The organism is Coriobacteriia bacterium (assembly GCA_003149935.1).
Taxonomy (GTDB): Bacteria; Actinomycetota; Coriobacteriia; order Coriobacteriales; family QAMH01; genus QAMH01.
Genome location: QAMH01000008.1, coordinates 170,965 through 188,430, shown reverse-complemented (window position 1 = coordinate 188,430; position 17,466 = coordinate 170,965). Strand labels below are relative to the sequence as shown.

15 protein-coding genes and 3 tRNA genes are annotated in these 17,466 nt (G+C 59.3%); 11 read left to right on the top strand and 7 right to left on the bottom strand.

The genetic code is table 11. The features are described from left to right. Nucleotides 1-52: 52 nt before the first annotated feature. Together DBY20_07700 and DBY20_07695 are read left to right on the top strand one after the other, a co-directional pair. The gene (locus DBY20_07700; GenBank protein PWL78197.1) at nt 53-1,015 is read left to right on the top strand and encodes a D-alanine--D-alanine ligase; all 963 of its coding nucleotides are present in this window, start codon (nt 53-55) and stop codon (nt 1,013-1,015) included. A gap of 50 nt (nt 1,016-1,065) precedes the next feature. Further along, nucleotides 1,066-1,158 (top strand) — tRNA-Ser (locus tag DBY20_07695). 369 nt (nt 1,159-1,527) lie between these two features. Here the strand turns inward: DBY20_07695 and DBY20_07690 are convergent. The 4 genes from DBY20_07690 to DBY20_07675 all read right to left on the bottom strand — a co-directional run bounded on the left by DBY20_07690 (nt 1,528) and on the right by DBY20_07675 (nt 5,269). Continuing rightward, entirely contained in the window at nt 1,528-2,247 is a 720-nt protein-coding gene (locus tag DBY20_07690; GenBank protein ID PWL78196.1) for a radical SAM protein, read from the bottom strand. Nucleotides 2,248-2,434: 187 nt separating this feature from the next. Beyond that, on the bottom strand, nt 2,435-3,823 hold the full coding sequence (locus DBY20_07685) for an extradiol ring-cleavage dioxygenase (protein ID PWL78195.1): 1,389 nt from the start codon (nt 3,821-3,823) through the stop codon (nt 2,435-2,437). A gap of 77 nt (nt 3,824-3,900) precedes the next feature. Then, a complete protein-coding gene (locus DBY20_07680; GenBank protein PWL78194.1) occupies nt 3,901-5,151 on the bottom strand; it encodes a hypothetical protein in 1,251 nt (416 codons plus the stop codon). Between the two features lie 25 nt (nt 5,152-5,176). Further along, nucleotides 5,177-5,269, bottom strand: a tRNA-Ser gene (locus DBY20_07675). A 157-nt stretch (nt 5,270-5,426) separates the two neighbouring features. On the opposite strand from DBY20_07675, the gene DBY20_07670 reads away from it, so the two are divergent. From DBY20_07670 to DBY20_07645, 6 genes are all read left to right on the top strand, one after another. Further along, nucleotides 5,427-5,957: a hypothetical protein gene (locus DBY20_07670; protein PWL78193.1), complete on the top strand. Its 531-nt coding sequence runs from the start codon at nt 5,427-5,429 to the stop codon at nt 5,955-5,957. A 27-nt stretch (nt 5,958-5,984) separates the two neighbouring features. Continuing rightward, on the top strand, nt 5,985-6,971 hold the full coding sequence (locus tag DBY20_07665; protein ID PWL78192.1) for a hypothetical protein: 987 nt from the start codon (nt 5,985-5,987) through the stop codon (nt 6,969-6,971). Continuing rightward, entirely contained in the window at nt 6,968-7,786 is an 819-nt protein-coding gene (locus DBY20_07660) for a hypothetical protein (protein ID PWL78191.1), read from the top strand. The genes DBY20_07665 and DBY20_07660 overlap by 4 nt, the downstream gene beginning before the upstream one ends. A 96-nt stretch (nt 7,787-7,882) precedes the next feature. Further along, nucleotides 7,883-7,958 (top strand) — tRNA-Glu (locus DBY20_07655). A 66-nt stretch (nt 7,959-8,024) separates the two neighbouring features. Further along, nucleotides 8,025-8,873: a purine-nucleoside phosphorylase gene (locus DBY20_07650; GenBank protein PWL78190.1), complete on the top strand. Its 849-nt coding sequence runs from the start codon at nt 8,025-8,027 to the stop codon at nt 8,871-8,873. A 234-nt stretch (nt 8,874-9,107) separates the two neighbouring features. After that, nucleotides 9,108-9,653: a bifunctional nuclease family protein gene (locus tag DBY20_07645; GenBank protein ID PWL78189.1), complete on the top strand. Its 546-nt coding sequence runs from the start codon at nt 9,108-9,110 to the stop codon at nt 9,651-9,653. Between the two features lie 15 nt (nt 9,654-9,668). Here the strand turns inward: DBY20_07645 and DBY20_07640 are convergent, their stop codons facing one another. Further along, a complete protein-coding gene (locus tag DBY20_07640) occupies nt 9,669-12,578 on the bottom strand; it encodes a DNA polymerase III subunit epsilon (GenBank protein PWL78188.1) in 2,910 nt (969 codons plus the stop codon). A 79-nt stretch (nt 12,579-12,657) separates the two neighbouring features. On the opposite strand from DBY20_07640, the gene DBY20_07635 reads away from it, so the two are divergent. Next, on the top strand, nt 12,658-13,302 hold the full coding sequence (locus tag DBY20_07635; GenBank protein PWL78187.1) for a hypothetical protein: 645 nt from the start codon (nt 12,658-12,660) through the stop codon (nt 13,300-13,302). A gap of 12 nt (nt 13,303-13,314) precedes the next feature. Next, a complete protein-coding gene (locus tag DBY20_07630) occupies nt 13,315-14,634 on the top strand; it encodes a coproporphyrinogen III oxidase family protein (protein PWL78186.1) in 1,320 nt (439 codons plus the stop codon). 4 nt (nt 14,635-14,638) lie between these two features. Here DBY20_07630 and DBY20_07625 read toward each other — a convergent pair whose 3' ends face one another. Beyond that, a complete protein-coding gene (locus tag DBY20_07625) occupies nt 14,639-15,556 on the bottom strand; it encodes a hypothetical protein (GenBank protein PWL78185.1) in 918 nt (305 codons plus the stop codon). Then, nucleotides 15,546-16,586 carry a hypothetical protein gene (locus tag DBY20_07620; protein PWL78184.1) on the bottom strand — a complete coding sequence of 347 codons (1,041 nt, stop codon included), beginning with the start codon at nt 16,584-16,586 and terminating at the stop codon, nt 15,546-15,548. Before DBY20_07620 ends, DBY20_07625 begins: the two co-directional genes overlap by 11 nt. Before the next feature lie 464 nt (nt 16,587-17,050). Here DBY20_07620 and DBY20_07615 point away from each other — a divergent pair, with 464 nt between their 5' ends. Beyond that, nucleotides 17,051-17,308, top strand: a complete 258-nt coding sequence (locus DBY20_07615) for a hypothetical protein (GenBank protein ID PWL78183.1) — start codon at nt 17,051-17,053, stop codon at nt 17,306-17,308. The last annotated feature ends 158 nt before the right edge of the window (nt 17,309-17,466 follow it).

Genomic DNA, 17,466 nt, shown 5'->3' with positions numbered 1-17,466 from the left:
ACGATACCATTTTGCTCACCATATCGCTTCGATGCACCATGAGAGGCTCAGCATGATTACCACCAAGCCGTGTGATCCCGCAGTGACGAAGGTCGTTCTCCTCAAGGGAGGGAAGAGCGACGAACGTGAGATATCTCTCAAGTCGGGGGCCGCATGTGCTGCAGCCCTGCGTGAGGAGGGTTTCGATGTCGTAGAGATCGACCCTGCGCAGAGCGATGCCCTTCAGCAAATCATTGACGCGCAACCGACCGTGGTCTTTTTAGCGCTTCATGGGAAGGGCGGCGAAGACGGTTGTATCCAGGGCGTCTGTGAGCTCCTGGAAGTGCCTTATACGGGTTCGGGCGTTCTCGCAAGCGCCTTGGCCATGGATAAGGGGCGCTCCAAGATCATGTACGATTCGATAGGTCTGAAGACGGCTCCGTGGGTCATCGTTCGCTCTGGTGACACTCCTGATGCTGGGAAAATCATCGAGAAGCTTGGAGAAAAGGTCGTGGTGAAGGCCGCGCGCGGCGGTTCGTCTATCGGCACCTATATCGTCGAGGGAGAGATAGAGCTTACGGAAGCCATCCACAACGCCCTCGAATTCGATGGCGAAGTGGTTGTCGAGAGCTTTATTCCCGGTACCGAGACCACGGTGGCGGTGCTCGGCAACGCACAACCCGAGGCGCTTCCCGTCATCGAGATCGTTCCCCAGGGTGACAGCACCTCCTATGATTTCACGGCGAAGTATGCCGCGGGTGGCTCCAAGCACATCATCCCCGCGCGCCTCGACGACCGTACGACGGCGGCTTGTCAGGCTGCTGCCTTGCGTGCTCATGAGGTTTTGGGCTGCAAAGGTGTTTCGCGCACGGACATCATGGTGGACGAGACGGGGGAGTGCTGGGTCATCGAGACCAACACGCTGCCGGGCATGACGTCAACCTCGCTGTTGCCCGACACGGCGGGGACGGTGGGAATTTCCTTCGGGGCGCTATGCCGCATACTTATCGAACTTGCCCTCGAAGAGCACGCATGAGTTTGCTATACTAGCAAACCGCGTCGTCACTGACGCACAAGCTACAGCACGGAGGGATGTCCGAGTGGCTTAAGGAGCACGATTGGAAATCGTGTGTGCCGTTTAGAGCGGTACCTAGGGTTCAAATCCCTATCCCTCCGCCAGCATGAATCGAGAAGGGGTCGCAATGACAATCGCGGCCCCTTTTGTGTTGCGGCTGTTCGTTAGCCGTGCTTTGTCGGTGAGATTTCTCGACTCCGCTTCGCTCCGCTCGAAATGACAACGGGATGCCGCTTCGCGCCTTCCGTCATTCCGACCGGAGTGGCCGCTAGGGCCGCCCACCTCTGTCATTCCGACCGGAGTGGCCGTAGGCCCCGGAGTGGAGGAATCTCACCGCGAGAGATTTCTCGACTGCGCTCACTTCGTTCGCTCCGCTCGAAATGACAACGGGGCTTCATCACGTTCGCTTTGCTCGAAATGACAGGAGGGGCGACGGAAGCGGTCCCTCCGCCATGCGCCCCGTAGAACCATTCTCAGACGTTTCCCAGTAGCACGTCGTCCAAGTGCCTGCTGGCGACCTCCTGGGTCCTGTAGAGCGTCTCCAGGGGCGTTGCAGGGCGGTTGGCATAGCGATACTGGGGAAAGAAGCGCGTGAGGTGCAGCGGCATGCCCTTGTCGATACTGGCAAGCCAGGCCGCCTGCTCGTCCAGAAGTTCCATGTCATCGTTGACACCAGGGATGATGAGTGTCGTTACCTCAACATGTGCGCCCTCATGTGCTTGCTCGATTGTGTTCTTGACCGTATCGAGTTTGCCTCCCGTGATGTCATAAACGGACTGGTCAAAGCCCTTGAGATCGATGTTGAAGGCATCGATGTAGGGTAGAAGCTGCGCGAGCTTATCGGGTGCGATGAGACCATTCGTGACCACGACGTTGTCGAGCCTAGCATCGTGTATGGCCTGGGCGCATGCAAGAACCTCGCGCCAACGCATGAGCGGCTCGTTATAGGTGTAGGCTAGGCCGATGTTTCCCTCACTCACAAGTGCCCGTGCCTGCGCCACGAGATCCTCGCTGCTTATCTCTCGTGTGGGAACGAGTTGTGGGTCCTGTGGCTGGGCAATCTGGTGGTTCTGGCACCAAGGGCAATGCATCGTACAGCCCACACTGCCGACCGACAGAATCATCGAACCGGGTTTATAGCGGGCCAGCGGTTTCTTCTCGATAGGGTCGAGCGCGAGTGCTGTGACCTTCATGATGTCTCCTTAAAACGAAGAGGTCGTCATTTCGAGCGAAGCGAAGCGGAGTCGAGAAATCCCGGTTTTGCGTTCTGCTTGACGTAGCGGGTGAGATTTCTCCACTTCGGCGCTGTGCGCCTCCGGTCGAAATGACAGAAGGGATGTCATCCTGTCGGAATGTCGGAATGTGCCAGGCACGCCTGCCTTATTCGTGGCGGACGACCTCGAAGCGCTGGAACGTCGTACCGGGTTCGTGTGGGCCGATGCCGCCCTTACGCATGGCGATTTCGACTTGCTCGGCAACCGTATCCACACCGTCGAGCATGGGAAGCAGCAGGCCACGGCGTCCACCATTGCTCACGATGACGCCGTAGCGTTGCGGATCGAGCTCGTCGGTTGACGCAATGTCTTGCGGTTCGCCAAGCACGTCGACGCTGATCTCGAGCTGGTCGAGCTCATTGGAGCGTACTGGATCGAAGCGCGGGTCCTCGCTGCATGCTGAGATACCGTTGCGGATGATCTCGTCGGCGATGCACGGCGTTACGGGGCCGATGGTGCCGATGCACCCGCGCAGGCGGCCGTGTTCGTGCAGCGACACGAAGACACCCGCACGCTGCGTGAGCATCTCCTCGGGCAAGTCTTCGGGGCGGGGAAGCGGCGTACCCTCGCGCACGAAATGCTCGACGCTTGCGCGGGCCAGCGTGACATACGGGTCTTCGTGCGCACGCGCCTGCTGCACCTTCATGCGCTGTTCGTCCTCGTAACGCGCGCCAAAACGACGCGTATCGTCATCTCCCGTCACGATGAAAGACGCAACGGCATAACCCACGCCGAAGGGCCCTTCGTAGGAGAGCAGGCGCGCATCGACGCTCTTTCCGTCGAGGGCACCCTCCATGATTTGGAACGAGCGCAGACCGCACTCGGCAGCCTTGTCGCAGAAGCCTTCATCGAAGCTCAGGATGCGCATGAAATCGCCTTGGGCCATCGCCTCGGTGATCTGCTCGTCGAAGACGGGGCCTTCGGGTGCGAAGCCATAGGGGCCGTCGTACGTGAGCTTGTGCGAGAGATCGCCACTTGCGACGAGCACCACGCGACGATCGAGCTGGTCTGCTGCCTGCGTGATGAGCTGGCCGAGATGGTAATGTTCCATCGGCCCATAGCCCGATAGACCGATGCGTACCACCTCGTAATCCTGGTAGAACTTGTCGATGAAGTAGAGGGGGATGTAGGTCGCGTGGTCGATGGAGGGGTCTCGTTCGCCCTCGGTGCCGGCGGGGAAGTGCTCGGCGGCGGCAAGCGTCGAAATGCGATTTGCGAGCTCGGTGTCATACCTGCAGGAAAGCTCCGTGTCGCGGGCATCGAAACGGCGCATGTCGCCTTGGGCGCTGCTGCCGGGCGAGATGTGGAAATAATCACGGTATGCCGTCGCATGCGGCGAGGTCACGACGATGGTTTGCGGTTTGAGCGCGGCTATCTGTTGCGCCACCTCGTCGTATGCATCGATGGTTGCCTGGATGCCCGTCTCCTTGCCGCGCCCAACGGCGGGGATGATGAGCGGGGGATGCGGGACGATGAATGCTGCCTGGAGTGCCATGGGAACCTCCTCGCGCGTGTTGGTGTGATTATCCTAGCACGCGGATAGGGGAGGCGCAGCAGACCGTGGACGAGGGGTTACTTCTGCTCCTCGTCATCCTGCTTGGGAGCGCTTTCGTCAGCACCCTGCTTCTTTTCGCGCTGCAGGTCGTTCTTGATGTCCTTGATGAGCTTGGGGGTCTTGCGGTTCTTCTTGGGCTTGGGTAGCTGGAAGAGCACGCCGTCTTCCGTCGCGATCTTCTTGCCGGTGATGAGCTCGTAATACGCGATGAAGATACCCTGCAGGGCACCAATGACGGGAATCGAGAGCAGCATGCCGGGAATGCCACCCAAAGCGCTGCCCACGAGAATCGCCACGAGAATGAGCGCGGGGTAGACGTTGACCGAGCTCTTCATGAGCTTGGGCGAGATGATGTTGCCGATGACGTTGTTGATGACCATGTTAACCACGATCGAGATGAGGCACACAAGCGGCGAGACGAAGAGCGCGATGATTGCCACGATCGCGCACGAGACCATGGGGCCGATATAGGGCACGAAGTACAGGATGCCGCACAGGAAGCCCAGGACCACGGAGTAGGGGATACCGAGAATGAGGAAGCAGAGCCAGCTTGCGACGCCCGTGATGAGCGCGCAGAGCAGGGTCGACTTGGCCCACCCGTAAACGGCGGTGCCAAAGGCGTGGGTCACGACGTCAATGTCGTCCTGGTATTTCTCGTCCACGAGGCCGCGCACCTCGCGCGTGAGCACGGGGAGGTCAAGCAAAATCCAGAACGAGCAGATGAACGAGATGAAGGTGATGAGAATGACGTTACCGACGCTCACGATGCCGCCCATGACGCCGTTTGCCAGGCCGCTGGCCAGCGCGCCCGCCTGTTGGCGGATGAAGGATGCCGCCTGCGTGAGCAGCGAGTTGATGCTCTCGCCGTCGAAGAATTGCGTCGAGGAACTTGCCTTGGTGACGAAGTCCTGGATTTGCGAGAGATACCCGGGGAGCTGCTGGGTGAACGAGGTGAGCTGTTGGACGATGGCGGGGATGAGCACCATGAAGCAGGCCACGATGATGGCGATGATGAGCAGGAACGCGATGGTGGTGCCACCCCAACGGGGAATGCCGTGCCTCTGGAGCCTGTTGACGAAGCCATGCAGCAGAAAGACGAGCAGCGCCGTCACGATGATGACGGCTACGGCTTGCCAGATGATGCCGGCGATGTAGAGCAGAATGCCGATGATGATGCAGATGCCGACGATGGCCCAGGCCCGAAACGCCCGAAGACGCCATCTTGCCTCGACGGTCTCATTTGGTTCGGTGTCCATCGGGTTGTTCATGGCGGCTTCTATCTGCGAGAAAATCTGGCGGAGGAGGAGGGATTCGAACCCTCGTACCCGGGGTTACCGGGTAAACGGTTTTCGAGACCGCCGCATTCAACCACTCTGCCACCCCTCCGCATGGGGCCCCGTGTGGGTGCGGGGGTGATTATAGCGCAAGACACCCGGGGCTGCCCGAAATTTGCGAGGTTGGCTCGCATCGCACCAAAAAGTATACTTTCGATGAATGGAAACGACTGAGGTGCCCGTCTGGGGCGCTCACACAAGGAGAAACGATGTCAGATCAAGAAAACCTCGAGATGGACGATATTCTCGAGCGCATCACGTTCTATTGCCTCGATACCGCGCAGGCAAAGCTCGAGGAGGGCGAGGAGCTCACCCCGTTCACGGTTATCGTTGACGGGGACCAGATGTTCGAGGAGAACTTCCCCGGTGATGACGTGACGAGCTGCCGCGACGCTGCGGAGGCCAACGTCAAGTCGTCGAGCGCCTTCTCGACGCACTACGCCTTCTGCTACGACGGCTTCCTCATGACCGACGACGGCCAACTTGACGCGATCATCGTCGAATGCGCCACAACCGAGATGGAGAAGGCCTACGTCATCGCGCGTCTGTACAAGCAGGAGGGCGATGCTCTCGTCTTCGAGGAAACGCCCGCTTACGTGGATGATGTCGACACCTTCTATGACCTCGCCGCCGTGCGCGCGGCCAAGGCCCGCGCCGAGGTGCTCGCCAAGGAAGGCGACGAGATGGAAGAGATCCAGCAGCGCATCCAGACCCTGCTGGGCGGCGGCTCCAAGGAGTAGCCGTCGCGACGGGCAGCAGGCGTATCGATGAAGACGATCAACACATACATGGACCGAGCATGGGGCGATCTGGCCGCCGACGATGATTGGTGGAAGGCGACGCTCGTGCTCGGCCTCATGAATTGCGTGCCCATCATCGGACAGATCATCATGTTCGGGTACCTGTTTGATTGGGCGAAGGAAGCTGCCTGGGGCATGCACACGCCTCTGTCTCGAAAGCTGGGGGATTTGGGTCGCTGCGCGCGGTACGGATTTCTCGCGCTTTGGGTCATGTTCATTTGGGTCGCACCCGTCGTGATTGCCGGGTTCCTGTTGGGTTTCATTCCGGCTGTCGGCACCATCCTGCAGTTTCTCGTGGAGGTCTTCGCGGTATTCGTTGCGGCCCTTGCCGCGGCGGGCGCCTTCCGCAGCATCATCTACGAGCGCGTGCTCCCCGGCTTGCAAATCAAACGAGTCTTCAGAATGTTTCAACGGGACCCAGGAGGATTTGGTCAGGCGTTTTGCGTCATCCTGCTGGTGATTCCGCTGCTCGCCGCGGCGCTCTTCATCGTGCTGTTGCCGACCATCCCCTTCATCAACGTCATCGCCTCGGTGGCCACGACGACGGTGCTCGGCACCGACCTCGTCCCGCTCGCGCTGCTTGGCGTGGTCACGATCGTGGTGGCGCTCATCGTGTGGGTTGCCGGTGCGCTCGTGAGCGCGTTCATCTCGGCGCTCTACATGCGCTCCCTCGGTTATTGGATGGAGCAGTTCAAGCCGGAAACCTGGCGATCCCCTTCGGCACCCATGCCCTTCGAGGTCGATATGGCTGCCGAGAAACAGGCCAAGCGCGAGGCGAAGGCCGCGGCGAAGAAGAAGCGCAAGGAGAAGCCCGAGCTCCCGGCTGACGAAGCCCCCGAGGACGCTGCTGCGCAGAACGCGGAGACGGAGGCCGAGGTGGCTGAGCGCGTCGAGGGCGCGACCGCAGGTGACGAGGTTGTGGCCGATGAGGCGGAGAACCAGGAGCAGGCATGACGATCGACATTGACTGGGCTGCTGCTTGGAAAGAAGAACAGCAGCGCCGGAACAACCCCGATAACGCGGAGATGTGGAACGAACGGGCGAAGGATTTCGCCAAAACTTGCGGCACGAGCCCCTATGCGGCGGCCTTCCTCGAGCGTGCTGCCATCAGGGACGGCGAGACCGTGCTCGATATGGGTTGCGGATCGGGAACGTTTGCGCTGCCGCTCGCACGCGCGGGGCACGAGGTCTACGCCTGCGATTTCTCGCAGGGCATGCTCGACGCCCTCATGGAGGCGGCATTTGCGGAGGGCATAGCCGAGCACATACACCCCATGCTGCTGGCCTGGGATGACGATTGGAACAGTGCCGGGGTTCCCGTTTGCGATGTTGCGCTCGCGTCGCGTTCGATTGCAACGGCCGACATGCAAGCATCACTCGCCAAGCTCGATGCCCGGGCCCGCAGACGCGTGTGCGTCACGCTCACGACGGGTCTTTCACCGCGCGTCGACCACGTGCTGCTCGAGGCTGCGGGGCGTGAGCTGCCGCGTTACCCCGATTGCGTCTTTGCCTTCAACATACTCTGGAGCATGGGCATACGCCCGGACCTGTCATATATAGATAGTGCGCGCACAGACCAATTCGAGAGCTTTGATGCGGCCATCGAGAAGAACGCCGCGCTCATGAAATTGACGGATGAGGAGCGTGAGCGCCTGGTCAGCTACTCGAGGCAGCATCTGCACGAGCAGCATACGCCCGATGGTGAGACATGCTGGGAGTACGACCACCAGCGCGTGACCTCGTGGGCGTTTCTCGCGTGGGATAAGTAGCGAATGAGACAAAAGTCGCCGGGGCAGGTCAGGGGTCTGGCACACCAATCTCGCTTGCCAATCGGCGGTTTTATGGCATAATGACCGAACTGTTCTGTCCCCATCGTCTAGCGGTTAGGACGTCGGCCCTTCAAGCCGAAGATCGCGGGTTCGAATCCCGCTGGGGGCGCCATCGCATGTACGGGTCCGCCACGTTGTTGAGCGGGCCCTTTTGTTTTTAAGACGAGAAGGAGACGTCATGGAGCACATCATCACGAAGGCTAACGTAGACGAGGCCGTCGCGTTTGTTCGCGCACACGCACCTGTCGAGGATGGGGCTCTTGGCCTCGTTCTCGGGAGCGGTTTGGGCGAGCTGGTCGAAGCCATTGAGGATGCCGTTTACGTTGATTATGCCGAGATTCCGCACATGGTGTCGTCAACGGCACCGTCGCATGCGGGCCGCTTCGTGATCGGCTCGATTGCCGGCCGTCCGGTCATATGCATGCAGGGAAGATTGCATGCCTACGAGGGAAACTCGCCCCAGCAGATTGCGTTTCCCATCGTTCTTATGCACGCGCTGGGTGTCACGGAGCTTGTGGTGACGAACGCTGCCGGTGGCATTAACACCGGCTTTGACGTAGGCGACCTCATGCTTATCGAGGATCACATCAACCTTTTGGGGGCCAACCCCCTTGCCGCACCGGATGAGCCCGAGCTCTTCCCCCGCTTCTATGATATGACCCAGGCGTATTCACCCGCCTTGCGCGAGCGTGCGCAAAGAGCTGCAGCATCCTGTGAAATCGAGCTGAAGAGTGGCGTGTACATCGCGACCTTGGGGCCGTCTTTCGAGACGCCAGCCGAGATTCGGGCGTTTCGTACCCTGGGAGCCGATGCCGTGGGCATGTCGACGGTGTTCGAGGTAATTGCCGCACGCGCGTGCGGCATGGAGGTGCTGGGCATTTCGATGATCTCGAATGCCGCTGCGGGTGTGCTTGACGAGCCGGTAAGCATCGATGACGTGTATGTTGCGGCTGAGGCAGCGGTCGAGAAGCTTTCGCGACTCCTTATTGCATGCGCGGGAGACAGCGTGCCTGGCACGCTTGTGTGAATGCCTCCTTGTCATTTCGAGCGTAGCGTAGCGGAGTCGAGAAATCTCACCACGAGATCTCTCCACTTCGCGGCCTGACGGCCGCTCCGGTCGAGATGACAACGGGGCGCGCCTGATGGCCGCTTCGGTCGAGATGACGGCGTGGAAACGAAACGACCACGCGCCGTCCAAGTTTCTTGTGGAGGGTCGGGCGAACGGTTATGGTTACTGCGGTAAGTTGTCTATAATGAGGTTATGCCCGAAGGGAGGTGCGCAATGGTACTCGTAAATGTCGAATCGCTGGTAATCGGCCTCCTTCCCATGCCTTCCATCATCACGCTGCGTGTTGCGGAGCATCGCGAAGACATCCCCGAGGATCTTGTGCTTCCCATTTGGATCGGCACCATGGAGGCAACGGCCATCGCCGCAGCTCTTGAGGGCAATGCGACGGAAAGGCCCATTACGCACGCACTCACCATCGACCTGGTCGGCTCGCTCGGTGGCAACATCAGCCGTGTCGTCATCGACCGCGTCGAGGGGACGACCTTCTACGCCACCATATATTTGCGTTGCGCAAACGGGATGTTCACGCGCGTCGATGCACGCCCGAGCGACGCAATTGCCCTGGCCGCTCGCGCAAACGCGCCGTTGTTCGTCGAGGAAGACGTCATGCGCTCTGCCGCTTGCCCGCGCGCGCTTACGCCTGGCCAGGACGAGCAAATCGAGCTCGAGGAGTTCGACAAGTTCATCGAGCACATCAACCCCGAGGACTTCGTCACGCACAGCGGCGGCAAGGACTAGCCCCTACCAGCAGTTTTAGATGCTGCCTGGTTCCTGCGTCTCCATGAGACGCGCAATCTCACTAATAGTAAGGGTTCGGATATCCTGCGTCGGCATGGCACGCAGGAAGGACTTCGCGTAGTTCTTGGTCTGCAGACGGGCGTCTGCGAGCACAAGCCAGCCGCTGTCTGTCGAGTTGCGGATGAGACGGCCAGCTGCCTGCTTGAGGTTCATTACGGCCTCGGGCAGCGAATAGCGTCCCCAGGCCGCGCGACCATCACGCGCTTCGCGTTCACGAGCAATGGGGTCGTCGGGACGGCTGAAGGGAAGGCGCGCGATGATGACGCAACGCAGGGTATCGCCCGGAGCGTCAAAGCCCTCCCAGAAGGATTTGAGCGCGAACATAGACAGGCTCCTGTCTGACAGGAACCTGTCGCGCAATGACTTCGTACTCGTGCCACGCGTCTGCGCGATGAGATCGATGCCCTCGTTGGCGAGACGGGGCTTGAGTTCACGATAGAAGCTCTCCATCTCGCGGCGATTGGTGAAGAGCGTGAGCACCGAGCCGCCCATTGCAACATGGACCTCATAGAGCAGTTGCGCGAAGGCCTCGTGGTAATCCGGCGCGTTGGGCTCGGTCATGTCGCTTGGCAGCAGCACGGACATGTTATGGTCGTAGTCGTACCCCGATGCGAAGATGCTCGTGTAGACGGGTTTGTCTGTCACGCGATCGAGCCCCGTCGCACGCAGGAAGTGCGCAAAGGGCTCGCGCTCGGCAGTGGCGAGGGTGGCCGAGGTGAAGACGAGGCTGCGGGTTTGCGGGTAGAGGTCGGTGGCTAGGGACTCGCCGATGTCGAGGCGCATGGCCTCGAGGCCTTGCATGGGGTAGCGGGGGTTACGGTCGATTTGCAGCGATGTGACGTAGCGCTCGTCTGTGCCGTCGAGGATGAGGCGCAGAGCATCGACGGCGTCCTTTACGCTGCCCGTAACACCCAAGAGCTCGGCGAGCTGATTGACAAACTCGCCCTCGAACTGCTCGAGCATGGAGATGAGGTCGGCAAGACGCCCGTTGAGACCCCAAAGCAGATCGGCGAGCTTGGTACCTGGCACGCAGAGCTCGCGCCAGGCGTGCCCCTGCCGCATCTCGCCACTAATCCAAACCGTGACAATGTTGTAGCTGCCCCTGTCACGCGCGTTGGGGGAGGGGAGCTCGGCAAGTGCCGCGAAAAACTCAACAGCCACCAGCTGAATCTGGCCGATACGGTTTTCGATGTCGGCCGTTACGCCGTAGAGCATATCGCCGCCCTCAAGCTTGTCGGCACGTTTGCGCACGCGTGCCGTGACGCCGTTCTTCGGGTTGGAGAGATGACCGAGCATGGTGTCGAGCTCACGCGAGGTGATCGAACTCGAGAGCTGGCGGCGCGCCTCGCCCTCGACACCATGTGCCTCGTCGATGACCCAGTGCCTGATAGGAGGCAGGATGCCATTGTCGGTCTGCATGTCACGGAACAACAGCGCATGGTTGGTGATGACGATGTCGGCGCTGGTGGCAGCGCGACGCGCCCCGTGAAGGAAGCAGCGTCGCGGGAAATACGGGCAGCGTTTCTTGAGGCAGTCGTTGGCGTTTGCCTGGATATCGCCGCGTGGCAAGCGAACCCAACTAATATTTAGTGCGTCGAGGTCACCGTGGCTCGTTTGCGCCGTGAAGTTGAGGAGTGTGGCGATCATGTTAATGACGTCACAGTTGTCGCCTTGGTCTGCGCGTGCCATGTGCTCGAGCTTGCGCAGGCAGAGGTAATGGTCGTAGCCCTTGAGCGCGATATAGGAGAGGTCTTGTCCGAGCACGCTGTTGAGGCGCGGCAGTTCGTGGTAGACGAGCTGGTCCATGAGCGCGTTGGTCTTTGTCGCGACGCCCATGGTGACCTTGTTCTCGTGGGCGGCAAAAGCGACAGGTACCAGGTAGGCCATCGACTTTCCAACGCCCGTGCCTGCCTCGATGACGCGAATGTCACCCTCGCGCAGACACGCGGCAACCTCGTGTGCCATGCCGAGCTGTTCCTGACGCTCCTCGTAATCGGGATACATCGAACCCAGAGCGCCGGTGGGGGAGAAGGCCTCATCGATACGACTTTCGTCGCAGAACGAGAGCGGGATGTCGTCGGCATCGGGGCGCGGGGGCAGAGACGTGCCCTGCGTGCGCTCGGTGCGGTTGCGTCGTAGTGAGAAGTCAACGCCAGGATGCTCGAGGGCGGCCTGCGCGAAGTAGGGGCGCAACGGCCAGTCGGTCTGCGGTGAAAGCTCCGCGATGCGGGCCGCAAGGCCAGGGGTCATCGCCTGGATGCCTGCGAGGAGTATGCGCCACAGGGCGCCGAGGGCAACGGTGTCGTCCATCGCGCGATGGGTGGGCGTCGACAGGCCGAATGCGGCGGCAAGGTCGAGAAGCCGATGCGATTTGAGGCGCGGCAAGACGATTTGCGACAGCGAGAGCGTATCAATCCATTGCCCTGGAAGCTCGCCAGGATTGGCCTGGCGCATGATGAAGCCCTGGTCGAAGCTGGCATTATGTGCGATGAGGTTGCAGTCACCCGCAAACTTGGCGAGCGCCTCGACGGCTTCGCGCGGGGTGGGAGCACCGGCGATGTCTGCCTGGGTGATGCCCGTGAGCTCGGTAATTTCGGCTGGAATGGCGCGTCCCGGGTCTACGAAGGTCTGGAACGAGTCGACGGTCTCGCCCCCGCGCATGCGGATGGCGGCGATTTCGAGCAGCGAGCAACTGGAGGGGTTGAGTCCCGTGGTCTCGGTATCGAGCACGACGACCTCATCCTCGACGAGCCCGAACTGCAGCTCACGAGCTCGCTCGGGAAGCTCACGGTACATGTTGGAGACATCGTCATCCGTGCCTGCAATGAGAAATTCGTTTAGTCGTATTTCACGTGAAACAACCATGTTCAAAGCCTATCATGTTGTAGAGACAAAACACGCGGTCAAATCGGTATACTTGCCAGCAGTCGACTGGAGGACGAGCATGTCTGAACCCGAAATCTACTACGCAACATACTGTCGCCTTGACGAGGCAAGTGGTGATTCGTGCGTTATCGTAAACCCAAATGCCGTTGTCATTGCTGCTGAACTCACGGTGACCAAGGAGATTCATGTTACCGAGAAGGGCAAGGAAGTGCCGCGTATTCTGTTGAGCCGTGGTGACGTGGCGATGGGTTTTCTGCCGGATAAGGTCTTTAACAGGGTGAGCAAGCTTCTCGACGAAGGTTGGATGTGCCGGGCCTTTGCGAGTGCGGTCATTATCGACAAGGTCAGCGACATCACCCAGGTTGATGTTGCGATCATTTGCTACCAGCCCGATGTCGCCGCCGCCATCGATCCGTTTATCAACACGCTCGTCAAACACATGGCCAAAGGCGAGCGTCCTATCATCGACCTTTCGCCCAAGGAGGTCGAACATGTCATCGAATGTGCCGGTCAGAGCAACGAAATCAAGTTGCAGAAACTGCCCAAGCTCGAGAAGGGGAGGGCATACTACAAGACCAGGCGCACGATGACCGAGAATATGGCCTATGCTGCCGCCGAAGGCAACAAGGGTTGTTACGTTGGGCTCTTCATCGTCGTCTTTCTTATCATCTTTTCGATTGTCAGCTTCATCTTTCTACGTTAGGCGAGGTGACCCGTGCTTACCGAACGCGTGCTCTCACAGGCCGTGCGCACAATGAACGGCCATTACCTGAACCTTAAACCGCTCGATGCGGCGCACCAGATCCTGCCGGCACCTAAGCCGGGCAAGCGCTACATGCTCTACATGCACATCCCATTCTGCGAGCGCCTGTGCCCCTACTGCTCTTTTAACAGGTTCCCGTTCGAAGAGGAGAAGGCGCGGAAGTACTTCGCGAACCTGCGCACCGAGATGGACATGGTCGCCCGCCTCGGCTATGACTTCGACTCGCTGTACGTCGGGGGTGGCACGCCGACGATTCTCATCGACGAGTTGGTCGCGACGATCAACAAGGCGCGCGAGATGTTCTCGATTACCGACGTGTCGAGCGAGACGAATCCCAATCATTTGCTTCCCGAGTACATTGAAAAGCTCGATGGGGTTGTGCAGAGGCTGTCCGTGGGCGTCCAAAGTTTCGACGATGGCTTACTTAAACAAATGGACAGGTATGACAAGTACGGAAGTGCGGAGCAAATCCTCAACAGAATCATCGATGTTGCAGATGCAAATGTGTTCAAATCGCTGAATGTCGATATGATCTTCAACTTTCCGGCCCAGAACGAGGAAATGCTCATAAATGATGTCGCAGCCATCCTCGAATCGCATACAAACCAGGCTACGTTCTACCCTCTGATGGCCTCTCCGGCCGTCGAAAAGTCGCTGGCAGCGACCGTGGGCAAAGTGGACTACGCCCGTGAAAAAGCGTTTTACGATATCATTTGCGAAGCTCTGACCGGGGGCGATAATCCCGCTTTCACCTTTGGCGATGCCTGGACCTTCAACGATGCCGCAAGCTCCATGATTGACGAGTACATCATCGATTACGAGGAATACCCCGCTCTTGGCAGTGGCGGCATGAGCTTCCTCGACAGCAAACTGTTCGTGAACACGTTCAGTATCAGGGAGTACGACGAGCGTATCGAGGCCGGCAGACTGTCTGTTTCGCGCATGACGACCTTCAGCAAGCGCGACCACATGCGCTACCGCTTCATGATGCAGCTCTTCGGCCTGCGTCTCGACAAGAAGGCGTGGGAGCGGGACTTTGGTTGCAGTGTCGCAGCTGGTTTACCTGCGGAATATGCGTTCTTCAAGGCGAGCGGTGCCATCGACATCGATGACGATGAGCAGATCACACTGACCTCAAAGGGCCGCTACATGATGGTTGCGATGATGAGGCAGTTCTTCATCGGCGTAAACGGTGTGCGCGATGATGCGCGTGCCTGCCTGCCGGGCGAGGAGCGCGAACTGCTCTTCGGCGCCGGCGTGCCCATCAAATAGGCGTTCATTCATCTGAAAGATCGTGCATACTTCCCGCTTGAAGGAGGTTTTCCGCATACTCCTTGCAGACGTCAACAAGCGCCTGCGGTTCGAGCACGAGTGCCTTGCCCATGAGCGCGACGACGTGTTTGGGTAGCCATGAGCTGCCTGTCCAGGGAATCCTTACCGTGCGCGAACCGTCGGCGTTCGTGCCCGTGACCTTGATGTTGCGCCAAGCGGGTAGCGGGCAATCTGCGCTGAGCAGCAGCTGCGCGCGTGAGTTCGCATCGAGGGCGATGGAGGGGTGAGGAGCGTCTGAGCGGGGAGAAAAGCACTCGTCGAGTGCTTGCGCATGCGAGATGCGGTCAATTCTGAACGAGCGCCAGCCTTCTGACGTGCGGCAATATGCCTGCAAGTAGCGATGGCTGTCCTCCGAGAAGATGCGCAGGGGCTCAACGCGCCTGGTCAGCGGCGTTTCATCATCCGTGCCGCGGTAGCTAATCTCAAGGATGTGGCGTTCGAGGTCCTCACAGGCCGCTGCAAGCGTTTGAGCAACATCCGGGTATGCGGACTCCGTCACGACCCTCAAACGGGGCTTAGAAGCGCTCTCAGGGCCTCCCAGCACGGTTTTGGTGCGCAGGAGCGCGGTCACAAGCTCATCATCGGGCGAAAACCCCGCAGCCGTGAGCGCATCGACGAGGGCGTCGGCCTCGGGCGCGGTCAATCGCAGGAGGCGATCGGTGCCGTAGGTCTGTAGCGTTGCGTACGAATCGTGCAGGTCAAGGCGTATTGACGCTGCGTCATAGGCGAAGACGAGGGTCTCGAGCGCATCGTAAATGCGCTGCTCGTCAACGCCGAGAAGCAGCGCAAGCTGGGGAATCGACACGATTTTCTCGCGTTCGAGCTGGGCCATGATCGCAAGGAGCAACTGTTTATCCTTCATGGTGCACCTCCTTGCGGGCGGCGCTTAGGTAGGCTCTGAGGCCGTCGATGTACGCTTGACGTGCGGATTCCGGCTCCTCGATATGCAAACCGGGGCCATTCTCGATGCACCATTGGGCCAAGGCATGCGCATTGCGGCAGCTCACTGTCCACATGGCATGATCGTCACTGTTCTGCTCGAGCGTGCCAATACCCATTGTGAGCTGGGAAAACGTCTGCAGCGCAGGCTCCTCGACGCGAATGCGAGCCATAAATTGATCGTCCCCGAACTGGAAGGGCAGGCCATAGAAGTCGGTGGCGTCAAAGGAGCGTTCCTCGAAGTCAGGGGACTTGGGATTAGTGCCGTTGACGCGCAACTTGCTCATGCGATCGAGGCGAAACAGCCGGTCAGAGTCAATGCTGGGGTCATATGCGGCAACGTAGCAGGAACCTTTTAGAAAGAAGCACCCCAGGGGTTCGACCGTGCGCTGCGATTGTGTCCCCGCAGTGTTCGTGTATGCGAAACTGAGGCGCTTGCGCGTCGTGATGGCCTTCTTGACCTTGGCAAATCCCTGTGGACTGCGTGGTAGAGTGCTTCCGCTCCCGTCGGCGAGTTGGGGAAGCATGTCGGGGATTTCAAGCTCGTCACCAAGCTTGACGAGCACCATACGAAGCTCCTCCTTGAATGGGTAGTCCTCGTCGTCCAGCAAGGCTCCGCAAAGTAAACGCATAAGGCTGACCTGCGGTTTTGTGAGGACGAGGGGTGCGGCAAGCGTTCTAGCGGCATCAAGCACGTATCGCTGCCGGTCGTCAACGGTAAGGAAGACGCCGCTGTCTTGCAACGTCTTCTTGTCACGCTCGAAGCGACGACGTGTGGAATCCTCGCTACCGGCTGCTTTGCCGTATTCGTAGGGAAGGGCGCGCCGTATGCCAGCAAGGTCTATCGGACCGTTTTCGCGTATTAAGAGCATGAGCCTGACAATGCGCTCTGCCTCGCTGATTTGTGTCATAGGCTTTTCACCTGCGGTTTTGTCGAAATATGCCATGCACATGTCCCGGAAAGTGCGGGTTTGTGTAGCTCACATGATACCGCTGCATGGCCTACGAGAGATGGTTTTGGCTTCATATGAACGGATCCGAGCATATTTTGGGAGCCCTTTCAGAAGGAAAAAGAAGGGCGAAAAACAAGAGAAATGGGGTTCTATTTGGGGAGAAATCGGGGTCTGAAAGGCGTTGTGGAAAACCCTCTTTTCGCATTTAAAATCGATCTTTGTTTGACGTAAAAACAGGTACCAGTAAAAGCAAGACTTTGACGAGCGAAACAAGAGCGATTTTGGATCAAAAACAGACTGATTCAGGTCTCAAATTGGAGCTAACATCCTCAAATCCAGAGGAGTGACCAGACAAAGATCGGAGTCAGTCCGGAGTCCTCAGAATCAGGGTGCAAGGCAAAGCGCGGAAGACTTGTTTTGGGGGCGCGGAACAAAGCGCGGAACCCCAAAAATCGAGACGGCAGATGAGGGCCTCCGCGCAGTGTCCGCGCCTCGATTTGCAACGTGCTCGACAGCGAATGAGAGGGTGCGGGGAGGCGTTAGGGCACAGGCGCATTGCCCTGAAGATGCGCCTCGTAAACAAGGGTCTGGGGGCGGATGCCACGGTCTTCGGAAAAGCCCTCCTTGCACAGGAAAACCCAACCATTCATATATCACAAATGAGCAAATGTTATATGAACAAATATGCATATGACCTGTTCAGTGATGTTTTGTGGTTATAAGGGGACGGACCCTTGGTGATAAGGGGACAGACCCCTGATGGTCATTTCGAGCGAGGGGATGCGTCCCCTCTGTCATTTCGAGCGGAGGCGCGAAGCGCCGGAGTCGAGAAATCTAAATCGAGGGTTCCGCGCCTAGGCGCGGAAGGTGGCGCGGAATT

Excerpts from the sequence above, each read along its gene's own strand:
- DBY20_07625 (PWL78185.1), bottom strand. The coding sequence starts at position 15,556 with ATGAAGGATAAACAGTTGCTCCTTGCGATCATGGCCCAGCTCGAACGC.
- DBY20_07635 (PWL78187.1), top strand. The coding sequence starts at position 12,658 with ATGTCTGAACCCGAAATCTACTACGCAACATACTGTCGCCTTGACGAG.
- DBY20_07670 (PWL78193.1), top strand. The coding sequence starts at position 5,427 with ATGTCAGATCAAGAAAACCTCGAGATGGACGATATTCTCGAGCGCATC.
- DBY20_07645 (PWL78189.1), top strand. The coding sequence starts at position 9,108 with ATGCCCGAAGGGAGGTGCGCAATGGTACTCGTAAATGTCGAATCGCTG.
- DBY20_07640 (PWL78188.1), bottom strand. The coding sequence starts at position 12,578 with ATGGTTGTTTCACGTGAAATACGACTAAACGAATTTCTCATTGCAGGC.
- DBY20_07680 (PWL78194.1), bottom strand. The coding sequence starts at position 5,151 with ATGAACAACCCGATGGACACCGAACCAAATGAGACCGTCGAGGCAAGA.
- DBY20_07650 (PWL78190.1), top strand. The coding sequence starts at position 8,025 with ATGGAGCACATCATCACGAAGGCTAACGTAGACGAGGCCGTCGCGTTT.
- DBY20_07660 (PWL78191.1), top strand. The coding sequence starts at position 6,968 with ATGACGATCGACATTGACTGGGCTGCTGCTTGGAAAGAAGAACAGCAG.
- DBY20_07685 (PWL78195.1), bottom strand. The coding sequence starts at position 3,823 with ATGGCACTCCAGGCAGCATTCATCGTCCCGCATCCCCCGCTCATCATC.
- DBY20_07620 (PWL78184.1), bottom strand. The coding sequence starts at position 16,586 with ATGTGCATGGCATATTTCGACAAAACCGCAGGTGAAAAGCCTATGACA.
- DBY20_07700 (PWL78197.1), top strand. The coding sequence starts at position 53 with ATGATTACCACCAAGCCGTGTGATCCCGCAGTGACGAAGGTCGTTCTC.
- DBY20_07690 (PWL78196.1), bottom strand. The coding sequence starts at position 2,247 with ATGAAGGTCACAGCACTCGCGCTCGACCCTATCGAGAAGAAACCGCTG.
- DBY20_07665 (PWL78192.1), top strand. The coding sequence starts at position 5,985 with ATGAAGACGATCAACACATACATGGACCGAGCATGGGGCGATCTGGCC.
- DBY20_07615 (PWL78183.1), top strand. The coding sequence starts at position 17,051 with ATGAGGGCCTCCGCGCAGTGTCCGCGCCTCGATTTGCAACGTGCTCGA.